Source organism: Pseudomonas sp. SJZ077 (assembly GCF_007993905.1).
In the GTDB taxonomy this organism is placed as follows: domain Bacteria; phylum Pseudomonadota; class Gammaproteobacteria; order Pseudomonadales; family Pseudomonadaceae; genus Aquipseudomonas; species Aquipseudomonas mandelii.
Genome location: NZ_VIUJ01000001.1, coordinates 434,672 through 454,062 on the forward strand (window position 1 = coordinate 434,672; position 19,391 = coordinate 454,062).

General features: G+C 60.7%; 13 protein-coding genes. 8 read left to right on the forward strand and 5 right to left on the reverse strand.

Annotation, left to right across the window (positions count from 1 at the left end; translation table 11 throughout):
- Positions 1–176 precede the first annotated feature (176 nt).
- The 4 genes from xdhA to guaD all read left to right on the forward strand — a co-directional run bounded on the left by xdhA (position 177) and on the right by guaD (position 6,297).
- Positions 177–1,631, forward strand: coding sequence for a xanthine dehydrogenase small subunit (xdhA, locus tag FBY01_RS02250; RefSeq protein ID WP_010456467.1), 1,455 nt, complete (start codon positions 177–179; stop codon positions 1,629–1,631).
- Entirely contained in the window at positions 1,624–4,023 is a 2,400-nt protein-coding gene (xdhB, locus tag FBY01_RS02255; protein WP_145305912.1) for a xanthine dehydrogenase molybdopterin binding subunit, read from the forward strand. The genes xdhA and xdhB overlap by 8 nt, the downstream gene beginning before the upstream one ends.
- A 115-nt stretch (positions 4,024–4,138) precedes the next feature.
- Entirely contained in the window at positions 4,139–4,984 is an 846-nt protein-coding gene (xdhC, locus tag FBY01_RS02260) for a xanthine dehydrogenase accessory protein XdhC (protein ID WP_010456471.1), read from the forward strand.
- 8 nt (positions 4,985–4,992) lie between these two features.
- Complete coding sequence (gene guaD / locus FBY01_RS02265) at positions 4,993–6,297, forward strand: guanine deaminase (RefSeq protein ID WP_010456473.1); 1,305 nt, start codon at positions 4,993–4,995, stop codon at positions 6,295–6,297.
- A 155-nt stretch (positions 6,298–6,452) separates the two neighbouring features.
- Here the strand turns inward: guaD and FBY01_RS02270 are convergent, their stop codons facing one another.
- Positions 6,453–7,217, reverse strand: coding sequence for a GntR family transcriptional regulator (locus FBY01_RS02270; RefSeq protein WP_010456474.1), 765 nt, complete (start codon positions 7,215–7,217; stop codon positions 6,453–6,455).
- 361 nt (positions 7,218–7,578) lie between these two features.
- On the opposite strand from FBY01_RS02270, the gene FBY01_RS02275 reads away from it, so the two are divergent.
- Positions 7,579–8,769, forward strand: a complete 1,191-nt coding sequence (locus tag FBY01_RS02275) for a benzoate/H(+) symporter BenE family transporter (RefSeq protein ID WP_077748202.1) — start codon at positions 7,579–7,581, stop codon at positions 8,767–8,769.
- A gap of 93 nt (positions 8,770–8,862) precedes the next feature.
- Here the strand turns inward: FBY01_RS02275 and FBY01_RS02280 are convergent, their stop codons facing one another.
- On the reverse strand, positions 8,863–9,207 hold the full coding sequence (locus tag FBY01_RS02280; RefSeq protein WP_007896965.1) for a YggL family protein: 345 nt from the start codon (positions 9,205–9,207) through the stop codon (positions 8,863–8,865).
- A 234-nt stretch (positions 9,208–9,441) separates the two neighbouring features.
- Here FBY01_RS02280 and dacB point away from each other — a divergent pair, with 234 nt between their 5' ends.
- On the forward strand, positions 9,442–10,902 hold the full coding sequence (gene dacB, locus FBY01_RS02285) for a D-alanyl-D-alanine carboxypeptidase/D-alanyl-D-alanine-endopeptidase (RefSeq protein ID WP_010456483.1): 1,461 nt from the start codon (positions 9,442–9,444) through the stop codon (positions 10,900–10,902).
- Between the two features lie 134 nt (positions 10,903–11,036).
- Here the strand turns inward: dacB and FBY01_RS02290 are convergent, their stop codons facing one another.
- Both FBY01_RS02290 and rlmKL read right to left on the reverse strand, forming a co-directional pair.
- Positions 11,037–13,439, reverse strand: coding sequence for a diguanylate cyclase (locus tag FBY01_RS02290; protein WP_145305910.1), 2,403 nt, complete (start codon positions 13,437–13,439; stop codon positions 11,037–11,039).
- A 141-nt stretch (positions 13,440–13,580) separates the two neighbouring features.
- A complete protein-coding gene (gene rlmKL / locus FBY01_RS02295; RefSeq protein ID WP_010456487.1) occupies positions 13,581–15,857 on the reverse strand; it encodes a bifunctional 23S rRNA (guanine(2069)-N(7))-methyltransferase RlmK/23S rRNA (guanine(2445)-N(2))-methyltransferase RlmL in 2,277 nt (758 codons plus the stop codon).
- 531 nt (positions 15,858–16,388) lie between these two features.
- Here rlmKL and rmf point away from each other — a divergent pair.
- Positions 16,389–16,604, forward strand: coding sequence for a ribosome modulation factor (gene rmf / locus FBY01_RS02300; RefSeq protein ID WP_003223300.1), 216 nt, complete (start codon positions 16,389–16,391; stop codon positions 16,602–16,604).
- A 313-nt stretch (positions 16,605–16,917) separates the two neighbouring features.
- Here rmf and FBY01_RS02310 read toward each other — a convergent pair whose 3' ends face one another.
- Positions 16,918–17,937 (reverse strand): quinone-dependent dihydroorotate dehydrogenase, encoded by a 1,020-nt coding sequence (locus tag FBY01_RS02310; RefSeq protein ID WP_145305908.1) that lies wholly within the window; start codon positions 17,935–17,937, stop codon positions 16,918–16,920.
- Positions 17,938–18,168: 231 nt separating this feature from the next.
- Between FBY01_RS02310 and FBY01_RS02315 the strand changes: the two genes are divergently transcribed.
- Positions 18,169–19,380 carry a CmpA/NrtA family ABC transporter substrate-binding protein gene (locus tag FBY01_RS02315; protein ID WP_010456499.1) on the forward strand — a complete coding sequence of 404 codons (1,212 nt, stop codon included), beginning with the start codon at positions 18,169–18,171 and terminating at the stop codon, positions 19,378–19,380.
- The last annotated feature ends 11 nt before the right edge of the window (positions 19,381–19,391 follow it).

Here is a 19,391-nt window from a genome sequence, read left to right on the forward strand (position 1 = left end):
CACGAATCAAGCAAAAAGCAGGCTAACCCGCGAGGGTCAATAATGAAGGAACGAGTCGTTGATCGACAAAATGGCGTTTCCTGACCTTTAAGTCAGAAAATCATTGACCGCAAAGTCAGACCTGATAAATTCGGTCCAAGTCGGTTAACAACAATAATGAGTCTGCGAGGCCTTCCGTGATCCAGTTTTTACTTAACCAGGAACTCCGTAGCGAGCACGCCCTGGACCCAAACCTGACCGTGCTCAATTATCTGCGCGACCATGTGGGCAAACCCGGCACCAAAGAAGGCTGCGCCAGCGGTGACTGCGGCGCCTGTACCGTGGTGGTCGGCGAGCTGCAAACGGATGACGATGGCCGCGAATACATTCGCTATCGCAGCCTCAACTCGTGCCTGACGTTCGTGTCGTCATTGCACGGTAAACAACTGATCAGCGTCGAAGACCTCAAGCACCAGGGCGAGCTGCACAGCGTGCAGAAAGCCATGGTCGAGTGCCATGGCTCGCAATGCGGCTTCTGCACCCCGGGCTTCGTGATGTCGCTGTTCGCGCTGCAAAAGAACAGCGATCAGCCCGACGCCCACAAGGCCCACGAAGCGCTGGCCGGCAACCTCTGCCGCTGCACCGGCTATCGGCCGATTCTGGCCGCCGCCGAACAATCCTGCTGCGGCAAGCAAGCGGATCAGTTCGATGCGCGCGAAGCCGATACCATCGCCCGCCTTAAAGCCATCGCCCCTACCGACATCGGCGAACTCAATAGTGGCGACAAGCGCTGCCTGGTGCCGCTGACCGTGGCCGATCTGGCCGACCTCTACGATGCTTATCCACAGGCCCGGCTGCTGGCCGGCGGTACGGATCTGGCATTGGAAGTCACCCAATTCCATCGCACGTTGCCAGTGATGATCTACGTCGGCAACGTCGCCGAAATGAAGCGCATCGAGCGCTTCGATGATCGTCTGGAAATCGGCGCCGCCACCGCCCTCTCCGATTGCTACGAAGCCTTGAAAGCCGAATACCCGGACTTCGGCGAATTGCTGCAACGCTTCGCCTCCTTACAGATCCGCAACCAGGGCACCCTCGGCGGCAACATCGGCAACGCCTCGCCGATTGGAGACTCGCCACCGCTGCTGATTGCCTTGGGCGCGCAGATCGTTTTGTGCAAAGGCGAAACCCGTCGCACCCTGGCGCTGGAAGATTACTTCATCGATTACCGCGTCACCGCGCGCCAGGAAAGCGAGTTCATCGAGAAGATCATCGTGCCGCGTGCCAGCGCCGAACAATTGTTCCGCGCCTACAAAGTGTCGAAACGTCTGGACGATGATATTTCCGCTGTTTGCGCCGCGTTCAACCTGCGCATCGACAACGGCGTGATCGCCGACGCCCGCGTGGCGTTCGGCGGCATGGCCGCGATTCCGAAACGTGCGAATAACTGCGAAACCGTGTTGCTCGGCGCGCCGTTCAATCACGCCACCGTCGAACGCGCCTGCGCCGCACTGGCCGAAGATTTCACGCCGCTCTCGGACTTCCGCGCCAGCAAGGAATATCGCCTGCTCAGCGCGCAGAACCTGCTGCGCAAATACTTCATCGAACTGCAAACACCGCACATCGAGACTCGGGTGACCGCTTATGTCTAACCATCACGCCGTAGAGAAGACCCAGGCCGAACTGGCTGAACTGTTCGCCAAGGACCTGACCACCGGTGTCGGCCGCAGCGTCAAGCACGACAGCGCCGCCAAACATGTGTCCGGGGAAGCGCAGTACATCGACGACCGTCTGGAATTTCCGAACCAGCTGCACGTTTACGCACGCCTCTCGGACCGCGCCCACGCGAAAATCATCAGCATCGACACCACGCCCTGCTACGCCTTCGAAGGCGTGCGCATCGCCATCACCCACAAAGACGTGCCAGGCCTGAAAGACATCGGCCCATTGCTGCCGGGCGATCCATTGCTGGCCATCGACGATGTGCAATTCGTCGGTCAACCCGTACTGGCCGTTGCCGCAAAAGACCTGGAAACCGCACGCAAAGCCGCCATGGCGGCGATCATCGAATACGAAGATCTCGAGCCGGTGCTGGACGTGGTCGAAGCCCTGCGCAAACGCCACTTTGTGCTCGACAGCCACACCCATCAGCGCGGCGATTCGGCCGGCGCATTGGCGACTGCCGAACACCGCATTCAAGGCACGCTGCACATAGGCGGCCAGGAACACTTCTACCTCGAAACCCAGATCTCGTCGGTGATGCCGACCGAAGACGGCGGGATGATCGTCTACTGCTCGACCCAGAACCCCACCGAAGTGCAGAAACTGGTGGCTGAAGTGCTGGACGTGTCGATGAACAAAATCGTCGTCGACATGCGCCGCATGGGCGGTGGTTTCGGCGGCAAGGAAACCCAGGCTGCGAGCCCGGCGTGCCTGTGCGCAGTCATCGCCCACCTCACCGGCCAGCCGACCAAGATGCGCCTGCCGCGGGTCGAAGACATGTTGATGACCGGCAAGCGTCACCCGTTCTACGTCGAGTACGACGTCGGCTTCGACAGCACCGGTCGCCTGCACGGCATCGCCCTGGAACTGGCCGGCAACTGCGGTTGCTCGCCGGACCTCTCGGCGTCGATTGTCGACCGCGCGATGTTCCATGCCGACAACTCGTACTACCTGGGCGATGCGACCATCAACGGTCACCGCTGCAAGACCAACACCGCGTCGAACACCGCATACCGTGGCTTCGGTGGCCCGCAAGGCATGGTCGCCATCGAAGAAGTGATGGACGCGATTGCCCGCCATCTGGGCCTCGATCCGCTGGCGGTGCGCAAGGCCAACTACTACGGCAAGACTGAGCGCAACGTCACCCATTACTACCAGACCGTCGAGCACAACATGCTCGAGGAAATGACCGCCGAACTGGAAGAAAGCAGCCAGTACGCCGAACGCCGCGAAGCGATTCGTCGCTACAACGCCAACAGCCCGATCCTGAAAAAAGGCCTGGCGCTGACCCCGGTGAAATTCGGCATTTCCTTCACCGCCAGCTTCCTCAACCAGGCCGGTGCGCTGATCCACGTCTACACCGATGGCAGCATCCACCTGAACCATGGCGGCACGGAAATGGGCCAGGGTTTGAACACCAAGGTGGCGCAAGTCGTAGCCGAAGTGTTCCAGGTGGAAATGGACCGCGTGCAGATCACCGCGACCAACACCGACAAGGTGCCGAACACCTCGCCGACCGCTGCCTCCAGCGGTGCCGACCTCAACGGTAAAGCCGCACAGAACGCCGCGGAAATCATCAAGAAACGCCTGATCGAATTTGCCGCCCGGCAGTACAAGGTCAGCGAAGAAGACGTGGAGTTCCATAACGGTCACGTACGGATTCGCGATCACATCCTGACCTTCGAAGCGCTGATCCAGCAGGCGTATTTCGCCCAGGTGTCGCTGTCGAGCACCGGCTTCTACAAGACCCCGAAAATCTTCTACGACCGCAGTCAGGCCCGTGGTCGACCGTTCTATTACTACGCCTTCGGTGCAGCCTGTTGCGAGGTGATCATCGACACCCTGACCGGCGAGTACAAAATGCTGCGCACCGACATCCTCCACGACGTCGGCGACTCGCTGAACCCGGCCATCGACATCGGCCAGGTCGAGGGCGGTTTCATCCAGGGCATGGGCTGGCTGACCATGGAAGAACTGGTGTGGAACAACAAAGGCAAACTGATGACCAACGGCCCGGCCAGCTACAAGATCCCGGCCGTGGCGGACATGCCGCTGGACCTTCGGGTGAAGCTGGTGGAAAACCGCAAGAACCCGGAAGACACGGTGTTCCATTCCAAGGCTGTGGGTGAGCCGCCGTTCATGTTGGGTATCGCATCGTGGTGTGCGATCAAGGACGCCGTGGCCAGTCTGGGCGACTACAAGCATCAACCGAAAATCGACGCACCGGCGACTCCGGAGCGGGTGTTGTGGGGCTGTGAACAGATGCGGCAGTTGATGGCGGCGAAGGCCGTCGAGGCAGAGCCGGAGTTGGCTTCGCTCTAGACCGAGGCGCGCCCTTCGCGAGCAGGCTCGCTCCCACAGTTGATCGCATTCCCCTGTGGGAGCGGGCTTGCCCGCGAAGAGTCCCGAACAGACAACAAAGATGTCGAGGTGAAACATGTACAACTGGATCGACGCCCTCGCCGACCTGCAATCCCAGGGTGAACCCTGCGTGCTGGTGACCATCATCGAAGAGCTCGGCTCGACGCCGCGCAATGCCGGATCGAAAATGGTGATCAGCGCCACCCAGGCCTACGACACCATCGGTGGCGGGCACTTGGAATACAAGGCCATGCAGATCGGCCGCGAGATGCTGGCCAGCGGCAAGCAGGACACGCACCTGGAGCGCTTCAGCCTCGGCGCCAGCCTCGGCCAGTGCTGCGGCGGCGTGACCGTGCTGCTGTTCGAACCGATGGGCCAGGTCCAGGCGCAAATCGCTGTGTTCGGCGCCGGCCATGTCGGCCGGGCGCTGGTGCCGCTGCTCGCCAGCCTGCCCTGCCGGGTGCGCTGGATCGATTCGCGGGAAGCGGAATTCCCCGAGCAGATCCCCCACGGCGTGCGCAAAATCGTCGCCGAAGAACCGGTGGATGAAATCGACAATCTGCCCGCCGGCAGCTACTGCATCGTCATGACCCACAACCACCAGCTCGATCTCGAACTCACCGCCGCAATCCTCAAGCGCAACGACTTCGCCTACTTCGGCCTGATCGGTTCGAAGACCAAACGGGTGAAGTTCGAACACCGCCTGCGGGACCGTGGTTTCGACAGCGCCGTGCTGCAACGCATGCGCTGCCCGATGGGCATCGGCGAAGTCAAAGGCAAGTTGCCTGTGGAAATCGCCATCTCCATCGCCGGCGAAATCATCGCCACCTATAACGCCAGTTTCGGCCAGCAAACTGCCCGCGCCGGATCATCGATCGCCAAACTGCTGCCTGCATCACGCCGCAGCCAAGCCTCCCACTGAGAAAGCTCATGCCTCTGACTCGCAAAGCCTACCGCGCCGCCATCCTGCACAGCATCGCCGACCCCGCCGAAGTGGGCATCGAAGCCTCGTATGAGTATTTCGAAGACGGCCTGCTGGTGGTCGATAACGGCCAGATAAGTGCCCTTGGTCACGCCAGCGACTTGCTGCCGACCCTGCCCGCCGATATCGAGATCACTCATTACCAGGACGCGCTGATCACCCCGGGTTTCATCGACACTCACATTCATTTACCGCAAACCGGCATGGTCGGCGCTTACGGCGAGCAGCTGCTGGACTGGCTCAACACTTACACCTTCCCGTGTGAAAGCCAGTTCGCTGACAAGACTCACGCTGATGAAGTCGCGGACATTTTCATCAAGGAACTGCTGCGTAACGGCACCACCACGGCGCTGGTGTTCGGTAGCGTCCACCCGCAATCGGTGAACTCGTTTTTTGAAGCCGCCGAGCAGCTGGACCTGCGGATGATCGCCGGCAAGGTGATGATGGACCGCAACGCCCCGGACTACCTGACCGATACCGCCGAATCCAGCTACGTGGAAAGCAAGGCGCTGATTGAGCGCTGGCACGGCAAGGGCCGCCTGCATTACGCGGTGACCCCGCGCTTCGCCCCCACCAGCACCCCGGAACAACTGACCCTCGCCGGCCAGTTGCTCAGCGAGTACCCCGACCTGTACATGCAGACCCACATCAGCGAAAACCTCAAGGAAATCGAGTGGGTCAAGGAACTGTTCCCCGAGCGCAAGGGCTACCTCGACGTTTACGACCACTACCAATTGCTCGGCGAGCGCTCGGTATTCGCCCACGGCGTGCACCTGTGCGATGACGAGTGCGCGCGGCTGGCGCAGACGGGTTCGGCGATTGCTTTCTGCCCGACCTCGAACTTCTTCCTCGGCAGCGGCCTGTTCAATTTGCCGATGGCCGAGAAGCACAAACTCAATGTCGGCCTGGGCACCGACGTGGGCGGCGGTACCAGTTTCTCGCTGCTGCAAACGTTGAACGAAGCCTACAAGGTCATGCAGCTGCAAGGTGCGCGCCTGAGTCCGTTCAAATCGCTGTACCTGGCGACCCTGGGCGGTGCGCGTGCGCTGCGCCTGGAAGACAAGATCGGCACGCTGAATCCGGGCACCGACGCGGACTTCCTGGTGCTGGACTACAACGCCACGCCGCTGCTGAGCTATCGCTTGAAGCAGGCCAATAACATTGCCGAGACGTTGTTTGTATTGATGACGCTGGGGGATGACCGGACTGTGCTGCAGACCTATGCGGCGGGGAATCAGGTGCATCAGCGCTAAGCTATTCCGGGCATAAAAAATCCCCCGCAATCGATGGTTGCGAGGGATTTTTTTTGCTTTTGAAGCCGCCTTCGCGGGCAAGCCTCGCTCCTACAAGGGCTTCGCGTTAAACCTGTAGGAGCGAGGCTTGCCCGCGAAGGCCGCACCTCGATCTTTCAAAGCTTGACCGCTGGCCGCCCTGGCTTTTTGGTCTGCAATAAATGCGAGAACACCGCATGCAAATCATCCGACGCGCTTTCCTCGTCGAGGTTGAGTTTGCTGTCGATGTGATCCATGTGATGCATCATCAGGTTCACCGCCAACTCACCGTTGCGCGCTTCGATGGCGTCGATCAGTTGGGTGTGCTCGTCGTAGGAACAGTGGGAGCGGTTGCCGCTTTCGTACTGGGCGATGATCAACGACGTCTGGGACACCAGGCTGCGCTGAAAGCTGATCAGCGGCGCATTCTTCGCCGCTTCCGCCAGCTTCAGGTGGAATTCGCCCGACAGGCGGATGCCGGCACCGCGATCGCCACGGGAGAAGCTGTCGCGCTCATCGTTGACCATTTGCCGCAACTCGGCAATCTGCTCGGCAGTCGCGTGTTGAACCGCCAGTTCAGTGATCGCCCGCTCCACCAGACGCCGCGCCAGGAACACCTGACGGGCCTCTTCAACACTGGGGCTGGCAACCACGGCGCCACGGTTCGGACGCAGCAGCACGACGCCTTCATGAGCCAGGCGCGACAGTGCACGGCGAATGATGGTGCGACTGACCCCGAAAATTTCCCCCAGCGCTTCTTCGCTCAACTTGGTGCCGGGCGCCAGACGCTGTTCGAGGATGGCCTCGAAGATATGCGCGTAGACAATATCGTCCTGGGTACCGCTGCGGCCGGCTTTGCCTGCTCGCGGTTGTTTCTTTAGGGGCTGCAACTGTTCGTTCATGGGCACTCGAGTCGGGAGAACTGCGGCGAATTGACCGTGACTGTAATACGGCACAGTGGGTCGCTGGCAAGTATCGCGTAATAAACAGCGCGATTGTACACAATGGATGGTGGCAACACGACTGTACGGCTGTTTGTCGCTTCTGCTGTATCGCAACGGTTGGTTACTTTTGAGTTTAGGCTTGATCCCGGAATTCGCCGCTTCCACATAATCCCTTGTAGGAGCGAGGCTTGCCCGCGAAGGCGTCCTATCATTCAACTTTGATGTCGACCGGTACGACGCCTTCGCGGGCAAGCCTCGCTCCTGCACGGGGGTCGGCGGCGCTTCGCGCATTTTTACCAGAACAAGGAACACCGCTGTCATGAACGACGCCACGCACACGCAGCTTCGCCCCTTGGCCGATACGTCACCGTCGGCGATTGTCGCCGGCTTCATCGCGATGATGACCGGCTACACCAGCTCCCTGGTCCTGATGTTTCAAGCCGGACAAGCGGCGGGCCTGACCAGCGGGCAGATTTCGTCGTGGATCTGGGCGATCTCGATTGGCATGGCGGTGTGCTCGATCGGCCTGTCCCTGCGTTATCGCACGCCGATCACCATCGCCTGGTCGACCCCCGGCGCGGCGTTGCTGATCACCAGCCTGGGCGGCGTGAGTTACGGCGAAGCCATCGGTGCCTACATCACTTGCGCGGTGCTGGTGACGATTTGCGGCCTGACCGGCAGCTTCGAACGGCTGGTGAGAAAGATTCCGGCATCATTGGCCGCCGCCCTGCTGGCGGGGATTCTGTTCAAGATTGGCAGTGAAATCTTCGTCGCCGCGCAGCATCGCACCGGGCTGGTGCTGGGAATGTTCTTCACTTATCTGCTGGTCAAGCGCCTGTCGCCTCGCTACGCGGTGCTCGCAGCGTTGCTGATCGGCACGGCGCTGTCCGGGTTCATGGGGCTGCTGGACTTCAGCGGTTTCCATCTGGAAGTGGCAACGCCGGTCTGGACCACGCCGCACTTCTCCTTGGCCGCGACCATCAGCATCGGTATTCCGTTGTTTGTGGTGGCGATGACTTCGCAAAACATGCCCGGCATCGCGGTATTGCGCGCCGACGGCTACACCGTGCCCGCCTCGCCATTGATCACCACCACCGGCATCGCCTCGCTGCTGCTGGCGCCGTTCGGCTCCCACGGGATCAACCTGGCAGCCATCAGCGCGGCGATCTGCACCGGGCCGCATGCCCATGAGGATCGCAACAAGCGCTACACGGCGGCGGTCTGGTGCGGGATTTTCTACGGGATTGCCGGGGTGTTCGGCGCAACGCTGGCAGCGTTGTTCGCGGCGCTGCCTAAAGAGCTGGTGCTGTCGATTGCGGCGCTGGCACTGTTCGGCTCGATCATCAATGGCCTGAGCATTGCCATGACCGAAGTGAAAGAGCGGGAGGCGGCGTTGATTACCTTTATGGTCACGGCGTCGGGGCTGACGCTGTTTTCCATTGGGTCGGCGTTCTGGGGGATTGTCGCGGGGGTGCTGACGCTGGTAATTCTGAATTGGCGCAAGGGCTGAGGGACCCGACATCGACATCGCAGGCCAAGCCATGCACCTGCAAAAAGCAGGCATAAAAAAACGGCGACCCTTGGGTCGCCGTTTTTCATGACATCAAGCTACCGGATTGATCGGCTTTTCCGGGTACCAGACGTCGATCAGCGGGCTGACGGTTGCTTCGGTCAGTTCGCTGCGGCCCTTGAGCCAGGCTTCAACAGCAGCGCGCTGCTCTTCGGACACCGAGCCACGCTTCTGCAGGCAAACCAGACCGAAGTCGTCGCCGCCAACATAACCCAGACCGTTGGCTTCCATGGCTTCTTTCAGGAACGCGTCGAGGAAAGCATCAATGGCTTCATCAGCCAAATCTTCTTTGAAATCCAGGTTCAGTTCGAAACCCAGCTCTTGAAATTCATCGACGCACAGTTTTTTGCGCAGACGCTGGGAACGGTTAGTCGCCATTGGAACAATCCTCATAAGTAATAACGGGCGGCACTTTAGCAGTTTAAGCCGCTAATTGCCCGACTCTCTGGGGCGCGTCGCTGACCGTCGGTAAAAAAATTGCGGATTAGAAGGCCACGGCAAGGCACAAGCCATTGCACCTTGGGGCATAATGCCGACACTTTCATGACCACTGAGGGAATTTATCTTCATGCCCTCGCCTTTTTTCCCCTCGAATGCAGGGTTCAATTTCACATGATCAAATCTTTGCGTCCCTTGTTACTGGCCGGCTTCCTTCTTCCTCTGGCCTTCTCCGTTTCCGCCGCCACCATCAACACCGGTCTGTCACCCAACGTAGAAAAGGCCCTGAAGGCCAGCAAGCTTCCGGACAACGCCCTGTCGCTGGTGATGATCCCGCTGAACGGCCCGGGTACACCGACCATTTACAACGCTGACGTTTCGGTCAACCCGGCCTCGACCATGAAGCTGGTAACCACCTATGCGGCGCTGGAAATGCTCGGTCCGAACCATCAGTGGAAAACCGAGTTCTACACCGACGGCACCCTCAGCGGCGGCATCCTCAACGGCAACCTCTACCTCAAGGGTGGCGGCGATCCGAAACTGAACATGGAAAAGCTCTGGCTGCTGATGCGTGATTTGCGCGCCAACGGCGTGACGCAAATCACCGGCGACCTGGTGTTGGATCGTGGCTTCTTCGTGCAACCGCAACTGCCGGAGTTCAACGACGATGGCAATGACGACAACAAGCCGTTCCTGGTCAAGCCTGATTCGCTGATGGTCAACCTCAAGGCCTTGCGCTTCGTGGCACGCAACGACAATGGCCGGGTCCTGGTGTCGGTGGAACCGCCGATTGCCAGCATCAAAGTTGAAAACCAGGTCAAAGCAGTCAATTCCAAGCAATGTACCGGTGGCGTGCGTTACAACCCGGTGACCCAGGCCGATGGCAGCGTGACTGTGACGGTCGGCGGTCAGTTGGGCGAAGGCTGCAGCTCGCAGACTTATCTGTCGCTGCTTGACCACGCCACCTATACCGCGGGTGCCGTGCGGGCGATCTGGAAAGAACTGGGTGGCAGCATCCAGGGCAGGGATCGTCTGGCGCCAACGCCGAGCAACGCCAAGGTGCTGGCCCGGGCCTACTCGCCGGATCTGGCGGAAATCATTCGCGACATCAACAAATACAGCAACAACACCATGGCTCAGCAGTTGTTCCTGAGCCTGGGCCAGAAATTCCGCACCGACGCCGACGGTGACGACGCCAGGGCTGCCCAGCGTGTGGTGCGTCAGTGGCTGGCGAAGAAAGGCATCACCGCGCCGCACCTGGTGATGGAGAACGGCTCCGGCCTGTCTCGCGCCGAACGCGTGAGCGCTCGTGAAATGGCGGCGATGCTGCAAGCTGCGTGGCGCAGTCCCTACTCCGCCGAGTTCATCAGCTCGATGCCGATTGCTGGCACCGACGGCACCATGCGTAAACGCCTGAAAACCACGGCGATGCGCGGCGAAGCTCACGTCAAGACCGGCACCCTGAACACCGTGCGCGCGATCTCCGGTTACAGCCGTGACGTCAACGGCAACACCTGGGCGGTGGTGGCGATCCTCAACGACAAGGCCCCGTTTGGCGCATCGTCGGTGCTGGATCAGGTGCTGCTGGACCTGTATCGCCAGCCGAAAGTGCCGGAAACGGCTTCGGTGCTCTGACCCGATCTACGCGACACCACAGATCCAATGCAGGAACGAGCCTGCTCGCGATGACGGCGGCACATCCAGCAATGATGTGACTGACAGACCGCCATCGCGAGCAGGCTCACGCCCACAGGGGTCAGCATGAAGGCTTAGTTCATCTCTGCTTCAACGCGATCCCGTCCCGCCTGCTTCGCCGCATAAACCCCAGAATCCGCCCGCAGCAACAGCGCATCCGCGCCCTCCCCGACTCGCCAACTGGCGATCCCGAAACTCGCGGTCACGACCCCGACGCCTTCGATCGGTGAACTGCGCAAGGCTTGCCACAGTTGCAAGGCCAGCACGTGAGCCTGTTCGCCGCCGATGTCCGGGCACAGCACCATAAATTCTTCGCCACCCAGGCGGCAGAACACGTCGGTACGTCGCAGACGATGGCCGATGCGCTCGCACACGGCCTGCAACACCCGATCACCCACGGCGTGGCCATGCTGGTCATTGATGCGCTTGAAGTGGTCGATGTCGAGCATGATCACCGACAACTCGCCACCCCCGCGCTCGACCCGAGCCATTTCGGTGGTCAGGCGCTCTTGAAAGTAACGGCGGTTGTGAATTCCGGTCAGGGAGTCGGTGATCGACAGCGCCCGCAGTTCTTCTTCCACCCGTTTCAGGTCGGAAATGTCCGAGATATAGCCATGCCAGAGCACGCCGCCGCCCGGCAGTTCCTCCGGGGTCGCCTCGCCGCGAACCCAGCGCAGACCGCGCTGCGGCAGTTGTACCCGGTACTCCTCGCGCCACGGGCTGAGCGTATTCGCCGATGCGCGTATCGAGTCGCGAACGCGGGTTGTGTCCTGGGGATGAATCCGCGTGAAAATCGCTTCGGCGTTGAGCAGCAAAACGTCCGGCTCGAGTTCATAGATCTCGCGAATCCCGTCGCTGGCGTAGATCACACTGAATCGGCCGTCGAACTCCATCTTGAATTGATAAATGCCACCGGGCACATGGGCGCTGAGCTTTTTCAGCAACAGGTCTCGGGCGGCCAGGGCCTCGTGGACACGCTTGCGTTCGGTGATGTCGATGCAGATCGCCAGATGCCCGACCCACAGGCCTTGCTCGTCGAGCACCGGGGTCGCGAGCATGTTCACGGTCAAATGGCTGCCGTCCTGACGGACCAGCGTCCACTCCCGCGCTTCATGACCGCCCTCTTCTCCACCTTCGACCAACATCGCCTGGCAGGTCGGAATTGGCTTGCCATAGCGCGCACTCAATTCCGCCGAGCGTGCGACCAGCTCTCGGGGAAAGTGAAGGTTTTCCAGGGTCATGCGCCCCACCACTTCAGCGCTGGAGTAACCCAGCATTTGCTCGGCCCCGGCGTTGAAGGTGTTGATGACACCTCGCAGGTCGGTGGCGATGATCGCCACTTGCGTCGCAGCATCCAGCACGCCGCGCAACTGGCCGTGAGTGCCGCGCAATTCCTGCTCGCGGGCGTGCAGCTCCTGGGTGCGCTGCTCGACCATTTTCAGTGCGCGCTGGCGTTGGCTGACCAGCACGTAGAGCAACGCACTGAGCAGCACACTGAGCAAGCCACCGAGCACCACCAGGCTGGTCACCGAGGAATGGTTGGCTTTCAGAAAGGCTTCGCTGGGCAGGATATCGACTTGATAATCGTGGTCGGCCATACGCAACAGGCGTGTCGCGGACAATTCACTGGGTGCAGGCGGGTTAGAGGACTCGTAAAGCACTTCATGCTGATCGTCGGTGGACAGATCGAGGATGCGTACCGAGAGATAGTCATAACTGGCCTCCGGCAACCCGTCCGCCAGCAACTGGCGCATGCTGATCACGGCCATGACATATCCGTAGGGTTTCATGTCCGCCGTCGCCGCATCACGCTGACGCTTCACCGGCGCCACCAGCAGCACGCCACGCGCATACGCCGGCTCGATGCCGACCAGATGCATCGGCTGCGAGACGGCCATGCTGCCCAGTTTGTCCGCCCGATCAAGGGTGGCGCGGCGTAACGGCTGGGCAAACAAGTCGTACCCCAGCGGCGAGCCGAGTCGGCTTCGGGTCTGGCTGTAGAGCACCGCTACGTATTCATCCCGCTCGGCAGCCAATTGCAGCTGGCCCTCGGCATTGAGCTCACGCAGAGTGAAGTTGCTCAAACCTTCTTCTTCACGCACCTTGCGCTCGAACGCCGCCCGCTCGGCACGGGTGACCCGCGCCGCGAATGAATACGCCTGCGTGCGGTGCAGCAGCGGTTGGGTGTAACCGTCGAACTCCGCGCGGGAGACTGACTCGGAATTGGCGAAGAACCGGCGCAGGCCGTCGAGGCGCTGCTCCTGATCTTCGAAACGTTCTTCGATGCGGCTGTAACGTTCGCTGGCGAGCAGCTGGAAACGTTGCCGTAATTGATGGTGATACAGATTCAGCGTCGACCAGGCCAGCAATCCAGTGAGAACCCCACCGACGAGCAATACCAGCAGCGCGACCAACCAGGCCGAGACATCTTCACTGATAAAACCCAGGATCTTGGGGCGCACGGCGTGCAACGACATAAACGCAACTCAAAACGCCAGGTGCGGGAAAGCCCATTGGCCATGCGTTGAGTTATAGCTATTAGCCATCAATTTGACCAGCACAGAAAGAAGCCAAGAGCCTTTAAAATCAAGGCTCTGTGGATCCAATCCCTGCAAGTGTCAACGAGCCGTGATTTTCCAGGCACGGTGGATCTTGCCATTACGGGCGAAATCCGGATCGATGGTCTGGGCGGTGATTTCTTCAACGGCATAACGCGCGCTGAGGTTTTCCTCGAGCGTGAACTTGCGGAAGTTGTTGGAGAAGTACAACACGCCGCCCGGCGCCAGGCGCGCCATGGCCAGGTCGATCAACTGCACCTGGTCGCGCTGCACGTCGAAGATCCCTTCCATGCGCTTGGAGTTGGAGAACGTTGGCGGGTCGATGAAGATCAGGTCGTACTCGTCTCGGCAGGCATCGAGCCACGCCATCACGTCACCCTGCTCCAGACGGTTCTTGTCGGAGAAACCGTTCAGTGACAGGTTGCGACGCGCCCAGTCCAGGTAGGTTTTCGACAGGTCGACACTGGTAGTGCTGCGCGCGCCGCCCTTGGCCGCGTGAACGCTGGCGGTCGCGGTGTAGCAATACAGGTTGAGGAAGCGCTTGCCGGCCGCCTCTTTCTGGATGCGCATACGCATTGGGCGGTGGTCGAGGAACAGTCCGGTGTCGAGGTAGTCGGTGAGGTTGACCAGCAGCTTCACGCCGCCTTCGTTAACCTCGACAAACTTGCCCTGGGCCGCTTGGCGTTCGTATTGCTTGGTGCCGCTCTGACGCTCGCGGCGCTTGACCACCACGCGGCTCTTGTCGATGTTCAAGGCCTGCGGAATCGCCGCCAGGGCATCGAACATGCGCGCCGAGGCTTTTTCCGGGTCGATGGACTTCGGCGCGGCGTATTCCTGGACGTGGACCCAATCGTGATACAGGTCGATGGCCATGGAATATTCCGGCATGTCGGCATCGTAGACGCGGTAGCAATCAATGCCCTCGCGCTTGACCCACTTGCCCAACGCCTTGAGGTTCTTTTGCAGGCGGTTGGCGAACATCTGCCCGCCTTCGCTCAAGCGCGGTTGCTCGATCACTACCGGGGCCGGTTTGATCGGGTTGCCGTTCTTGTTGTACTTCTCGTATTTGCCCGGTGCTACGTCGTTGTCGGCGACTTCGACTTCGGCTTGAACTTGTTCGCGCTCGACCTGACGCTGTTCCGGGGTGCGACGCTCGCCGGTAACGAACTGGTCCGGCGTGACTTTGATCAGCAGCAATTTGCACGGCAAGGCGCCGTTCCAGAACGAATACTGTTTGTGGCTGCGGATGCCCATGCGCTTGCCCAGGTCCGGCGCGCCGGTGAACACCGCCGCTTCCCAGTTCAGGCAGGCCTGACGCAGACGCTCGCCAAGGTTCTGGTAGAGGTAGAGCAGGCTCGCCTCGTCGCCCAGACGCTCGCCATATGGTGGGTTGCAGATCACCAGACCTTTCTGGTTCTGGTCCGGACGTGGCTCGAACGTGCCGACTTCGCCCTGGTAGATCTTGATCCACTCGCTCAGGCCCGCACGTTCGACGTTGTTGCGGCCCGGTTGAATCAGGCGCGGATCGGCTTCGTAACCGCGAATCCACAGCGGTGGTTTGGCCAGGCCGGCGGCGGCGCGTTCGGTGGCTTCTTCGTGGAGCTTTTTCCACAGCGCCGGCACGTGGCCGAGCCAGGCGGTGAAGCCCCACTGTTCGCGACGCAGGTTCGGCGCCATGTCGGCGGCGATCATCGCCGCTTCGACGAGGAACGTACCGACACCGCACATCGGGTCAGCCAGTGCGCCGCCTTCGGCCGCAATGCGTGGCCAGCCGGAACGGATCAGGATCGCGGCCGCGAGGTTTTCCTTCAACGGCGCCGCGCCCTGCTGCAAACGATAACCGCGCTGGTGCAGGCTGTGACCGGAGAGGTCGAGGGAGAGAATCGCTTCGCCACGGTCCAGGCGCAGGTGAATGCGCAGGTCCGGGTTGAGCTTGTCGATGGACGGACGATCGCCCTGCGGAGTGCGCAGTTTGTCGACGATGGCGTCTTTGACTTTCAGGGCGCCGAAGTGCGTATTGTCGATGCCCGAGCCGTGGCCGCTGAACTCGACGGCCAGGGTGCCGTCATTGAGCATGTGGTCTTGCCACTCGATGTCGAGTACGCCGTGGTACAGGTCTTCGGCGTCCTTCATCGGGAAACGCTTGAGCACCAGCAGCACCCGGTTCGCCAGACGCGACCACAGGCACAGGCGATAAGCGGTTTCCATGGTGGCCATGCCGCGCACAGCAGAGGTGTGCTCACGTGCTTCTTCAAGGCCAAGCCCGACGGCTTCCTCGATCAGCAGGCCTTCAAGGCCTTTGGGACAAGTGAGGAAGATTTCGAATTGATCGGACATTGGAATCTCAGAGCCTTTAGCTAAGTGAACCGGCAACGCATTGCCGGCCCGGTTTTCAATCAGGCGCTTTTCTAAAAGAGCGCCCGCGTGGCACGAAGGTGTGCCGTCCCACCTGTGCTGCTCAGGTTAGAAGAGCTTAGATGCACAGGCAGATAAAAAAGTTGATGCAACAAAATGTCATAAGTCGACCCTTCGTCGAATAATCGTCCTGCTTAACAGGAGCCATTCTCACAAAGGATTAACTCCATCATTCTGTGGGGGGCCGATCATACAGGGCTTTAACCAAGAAACACGGGACAAACATCGAGTTACTTATGGCCTTAGCATCTTTATGGTTACGTTCTTATGACAAAACGATCATTCCCTCGATGTGACGCATTGGTTAGAACTCAACACAGGTTGACGCCGCAACGACGTCAACACCTTGGCTCGCGACGCCGGCAGCGAGCCCCAACGGCAGGAGTTTTTTTCTGCCAGACCTCAATTGAGGTCGACGCGATAAATACAGTCAACAAGTGAGGGCAACACCCTATGAGAAGACTTAAGCGTGATCCGTTGGAAAGAGCATTTTTGCGCGGATATCAATATGGCGTTGGTGGCAAATCCCGTGAGCTTTGCCCATTTACTCTACCGTCGGTACGCCAAGCCTGGATTAACGGCTGGCGAGAAGGACGCGGCGACAACTGGGACGGTATGACCGGCACTGCGGGAATCCACAGACTCAACGAACTTCACGCCGTCGGCTAACACAGGGCACAACACTCCGACACGACAATCTGATTACGTAACGACTTACCACGCACGCCCCATCCGGGCGGCGGGCTCCGGCCCAGGGGCTCCTTCGAGGAGCCCTTTTTTATGCCCGCCAATTACTGGAATCTGAACACTGCTTTTGTGGCGAGGGAGCTTGCTCCCGCTGGGCTGCGAAGCGGCCCCAGAACCAGTCACAACTCGGAGTGTCAGGTAAAACGCGGTTGCGGGGTTTACGACTGCTTCGCAGCCGAGCGGGAGCAAGCTCCCTCGCCACAGAAAACCTCAGCGCCAGGACCTGCTCAGCCCTTCAGCGCAGCGCCGCGATGGCGTCGACGGACTCGCGAATCAGCGCCGGGCCTTTGTAGATGAAGCCGGAATAGAGCTGCACCAGGCTAGCACCCGCAGTGATTTTCTCAGCCGCATGCTTGCCTTCGGTGATGCCGCCCACGGCGATGATTGGCAAGCGACCCGCCAGTTCCGCCGCCAGCACCTTCACGGTATGGGTGCTCTTGTCGCGAACCGGTGCGCCGGACAGACCGCCCGCCTCATCACCATGCTCCATGCCTTCAACGCCCACACGGCTCAGGGTGGTGTTGGTGGCAATCACTGCGTCCATCCCGGTTTCGATCAGCGCTTGCGCGACCTGAGCGGTTTCTTCATCGGTCATGTCCGGCGCGATCTTGATCGCCAGCGGTACATGTTTGCCGTGGCGCAGGGCCAGTTCCGCGCGACGGGTCGCCAGATCAGCCAGCAATTGCTTGAGCGAATCGCCGAATTGCAGGCTGCGCAGGCCCGGGGTGTTCGGCGAGCTGACGTTGACCGTCACGTAGCTGGCGTGGGCATAGACCTTGTCCAGGCAGATCAGGTAATCGTCGACCGCGCGCTCAACCGGCGTATCGAAGTTCTTGCCGATGTTGATGCCCAGCACGCCCTTGTACTTGGCCGCCGCCACGCGTGCCAACAGATGATCGACGCCGAGGTTGTTGAACCCCATGCGGTTGATGATCGCCTCGGCCTCCGGCAGACGGAAAATCCGTGGCTTGGGGTTACCCGGCTGCGGACGCGGGGTGATGGTGCCGATTTCGACAAATCCGAAACCCAGCTGGGCAAACCCGTCGATGGCCGCACCGTTCTTGTCCAGACCGGCCGCCAAACCTACGGGGTTCGGAAACTCCAGGCCCATGACGTTCACCGGCATTTTCGCCGGCGCCTTGCACAGCAGACTGTTGAGGCCCAAACGCCCGCCCGCGCCGATCAGGTCCAGGGACAGATCGTGGGAGGTTTCCGGGGAAAGTTTGAACAACAGCTGACGGGCCAGGGTGTACATGGGCGGTTTTGACTCGAATGGCGGCGAAATGAGGCGGCGATTATAGCCGGGCATCGGTGCCGCAAGCGAGGCGCGCAACAAAATCAGCGGACGATGGCATATGCCTTGCACCCTCACTGACATCAGCACTCATGCCAACGGCGGGATGAGTCGAAAGACAAAGGCGTCGTCACTTGGCCTTGCCCTGGCAAGCAGCCCGGTACGACGCTTTTTTTTGGAAGGTGTTTAACCATGAATGAAACCACAGCGGGCCCACTGGCCTGGGTCAATGGCAGCGATGCCCCGGAAAAGACTGAGATCAACCTCGGCTTCATGGCCCTGAGTGACTGCGCCTCGGTGGTGGTCGCGGCCACGCAGGGTTTCGCGCAGCCTTACGGCCTGACCCTGAACCTCAAGCGCCAGTCGTCCTGGGCCAACCTGCGGGACAAACTGGTCAGCGGCGAACTCGACGCCGCCCACAGCCTGTACGGCCTGATCTACGCCGTGCACCTGGGCATCGGCGGCGTGGCGCCGACCGACATGGCGGTGCTCATGGGCCTGAACCAGAACGGCCAGAGCATCAACCTTTCTCATGGCTTGCAGGCCTTGGGGGTGACCAGTCCTGAAGCACTGGACCGGCACGTGCACCAAAGTCGCCCAAAACTGACCTTCGCCCAGACATTTCCGACAGGCACCCACGCCATGTGGCTGTATTACTGGCTCGCGAGTCAGGGCATTCATCCGTTGCAGGACGTCGACAGCGTGGTGGTGCCACCGCCACAGATGGTCGCGCACCTGCAAGCCGGACGCATCGACGGCTTCTGCGTCGGCGAACCGTGGTCCGCCAGCGCGGTGAAGCAGAATCTGGGGTTCACCATGGCAACGACCCAGACCATCTGGCCCGATCACCCGGAAAAAGTCCTCGGCTGCACTCGCGCCTTTGTCGAGCAGTACCCCAACACCGCCCGGGCGTTGGTGATGGCGATCCTCGAAGCCAGCCGTTTCATCGAAGACGGCAGCGAAAACCGCCGCAGCACCGCGAAGCTGTTGAGCGCGCCCGAATACCTTGATGCACCGCTCGATTGCATCGAACCGCGCTTGCTTGGCGACTACGCCGATGGCCTCGGCAATCGCTGGCAGGACCCGCACGCGCTGCGTTTCCATGCGGGCGGTGAGGTCAACGTGCCGTACTTGTCCGATGGCATGTGGTTCATGACCCAGTTCCGCCGCTGGGGCTTGTTGCGCGACGACCCGGATTACCTCGGCGTGGCCCGTGAGGTCCAGCAACTAGACTTGTATCGTGAGGCCGCCAGCGCAGTCGGTGTTGCCGCCGAGGGTGAGGACATGCGCAGCAGCCAATTGATCGACGGCAAAGTCTGGGATGGCTCCGACCCGACCGGCTATGCCCGCAGTTTCAAGCTGCACGCCATGAGCGAAAGCTCGCACCGAATCGCCAGCCGCTGACAGGAGACTGC